This window comes from uncultured Aquimarina sp. (genome assembly GCF_947500065.1).
Lineage (GTDB): Bacteria > Bacteroidota > Bacteroidia > Flavobacteriales > Flavobacteriaceae > Aquimarina.
The window spans coordinates 1-668 of sequence record NZ_CANMQT010000039.1; the positions used below are offsets into that span (position 1 = coordinate 1).

Annotated in this window: 1 protein-coding gene; it reads left to right on the top strand. The window is 29.8% G+C overall.

Annotation, left to right across the window (positions count from 1 at the left end; translation table 11 throughout):
- Nucleotides 1-11: 11 nt before the first annotated feature.
- Nucleotides 12-668: tetratricopeptide repeat protein (locus tag Q0975_RS28340; protein ID WP_299444361.1), on the top strand; the 657-nt coding region annotated here is incomplete at its 3' end.

Below are 668 nucleotides of genomic sequence, written 5' to 3' on the forward strand. Positions count from 1 at the left end.
CGTTGTAAGTAATGAAAAGAAACCTAATTCAAATATTTGCCATTTTTCTTTTGTTTTGTTCTTGTGACTTAAAAACAGCTGAACAGTATTATGATTTGGCATTTGAATTAGAGGAAAAAGGAAAATATGCTGAAGCCATACCTTATTTGGACAAAGCGATTGAGAAAAAGCCAGATTTTAAACCAGCATTGTTGAATCGTGGAGCGGATAAGTCGATTTTAAAAAATTATGATGGAGCAATTGATGATTATAAACAAATTTTAAAATACGACTCTGATAACACAATTGCACTAATGAACATTGGGAATAATTATAAGCGCCTTAAAGATTATAAAAAATCCGTAGAATTTTATAATAAAGCACTTAAAACAAAAGGAGCAATTAAATCTGATAGTACTTATTTAGTGATCAATTTCACAAATTACAAGGAAAAGGAATCCGACTATTATGTTCGGAAATACGAAATTGAATATGAACGTGGAATCTCCCATGCATATTTAAAAAATTATGAACTTGCTATAAAAGATTTAGAACAATCTATTAAATATAATTATGAATTACCTGACGCGCTTAGCTGGATTGGTGAAGTATATTATCAATTGAATGATACAATAAATGCAAGAAAATTTTTGGCAATGGCATCCGATTATGGAATGTTGGACGCCAAA